At 52.2% G+C, this 1,770-nt stretch carries 1 tRNA gene and 1 rRNA gene; both read left to right on the plus strand.

The window, feature by feature from the left end:
- The first annotated feature begins 13 nt into the window (after window positions 1-13).
- Window positions 14-1,544, plus strand: a 16S ribosomal RNA gene (locus tag D109_RS0103050).
- Between the two features lie 79 nt (window positions 1,545-1,623).
- Window positions 1,624-1,700 (plus strand) — tRNA-Ile (locus D109_RS0103055).
- Window positions 1,701-1,770: the final 70 nt, after the last annotated feature.

Raw genomic sequence — 1,770 nt, forward strand, 5'->3', positions numbered from 1 at the left:
TTAAACAGAGATTAAACTGAAGAGTTTGATCCTGGCTCAGATTGAACGCTGGCGGCATGCCTTACACATGCAAGTCGAACGGCAGCACGGAGCTTGCTCTGGTGGCGAGTGGCGAACGGGTGAGTAATATATCGGAACGTACCCTAGAGTGGGGGATAACGTAGCGAAAGTTACGCTAATACCGCATACGATCTAAGGATGAAAGTGGGGGATCGCAAGACCTCATGCTCGTGGAGCGGCCGATATCTGATTAGCTAGTTGGTAGGGTAAAAGCCTACCAAGGCATCGATCAGTAGCTGGTCTGAGAGGACGACCAGCCACACTGGAACTGAGACACGGTCCAGACTCCTACGGGAGGCAGCAGTGGGGAATTTTGGACAATGGGCGAAAGCCTGATCCAGCAATGCCGCGTGAGTGAAGAAGGCCTTCGGGTTGTAAAGCTCTTTTGTCAGGGAAGAAACGGTGAAGGCTAATATCTTTTGCTAATGACGGTACCTGAAGAATAAGCACCGGCTAACTACGTGCCAGCAGCCGCGGTAATACGTAGGGTGCAAGCGTTAATCGGAATTACTGGGCGTAAAGCGTGCGCAGGCGGTTTTGTAAGTCTGATGTGAAATCCCCGGGCTCAACCTGGGAATTGCATTGGAGACTGCAAGGCTAGAATCTGGCAGAGGGGGGTAGAATTCCACGTGTAGCAGTGAAATGCGTAGATATGTGGAGGAACACCGATGGCGAAGGCAGCCCCCTGGGTCAAGATTGACGCTCATGCACGAAAGCGTGGGGAGCAAACAGGATTAGATACCCTGGTAGTCCACGCCCTAAACGATGTCTACTAGTTGTCGGGTCTTAATTGACTTGGTAACGCAGCTAACGCGTGAAGTAGACCGCCTGGGGAGTACGGTCGCAAGATTAAAACTCAAAGGAATTGACGGGGACCCGCACAAGCGGTGGATGATGTGGATTAATTCGATGCAACGCGAAAAACCTTACCTACCCTTGACATGGCTGGAATCCTCGAGAGATTGGGGAGTGCTCGAAAGAGAACCAGTACACAGGTGCTGCATGGCTGTCGTCAGCTCGTGTCGTGAGATGTTGGGTTAAGTCCCGCAACGAGCGCAACCCTTGTCATTAGTTGCTACGAAAGGGCACTCTAATGAGACTGCCGGTGACAAACCGGAGGAAGGTGGGGATGACGTCAAGTCCTCATGGCCCTTATGGGTAGGGCTTCACACGTCATACAATGGTACATACAGAGCGCCGCCAACCCGCGAGGGGGAGCTAATCGCAGAAAGTGTATCGTAGTCCGGATTGTAGTCTGCAACTCGACTGCATGAAGTTGGAATCGCTAGTAATCGCGGATCAGCATGTCGCGGTGAATACGTTCCCGGGTCTTGTACACACCGCCCGTCACACCATGGGAGCGGGTTTTACCAGAAGTAGGTAGCTTAACCGTAAGGAGGGCGCTTACCACGGTAGGATTCGTGACTGGGGTGAAGTCGTAACAAGGTAGCCGTATCGGAAGGTGCGGCTGGATCACCTCCTTTCTAGAGTTTGCACGAATCAGTAATGATTCACGCATCAAATGTTCACACTTATCGGCTGTTAATATAAAGAACAGCATTTGGGGCTGTAGCTCAGCTGGTTAGAGCACCGTGTTGATAACGCGGGGGTCGTTGGTTCGAGTCCAACCAGCCCTACCAGTAAAAACACACCCGGGGGTAAGGTGGACACTAGTCCAGCCAGTCCTACCAGTATGTAACACACCCAGGG

This window comes from Pseudomonas sp. PAMC 26793, from assembly GCF_000313235.1.
Lineage (GTDB): Bacteria > Pseudomonadota > Gammaproteobacteria > Pseudomonadales > Pseudomonadaceae > Aquipseudomonas > Aquipseudomonas yamanorum.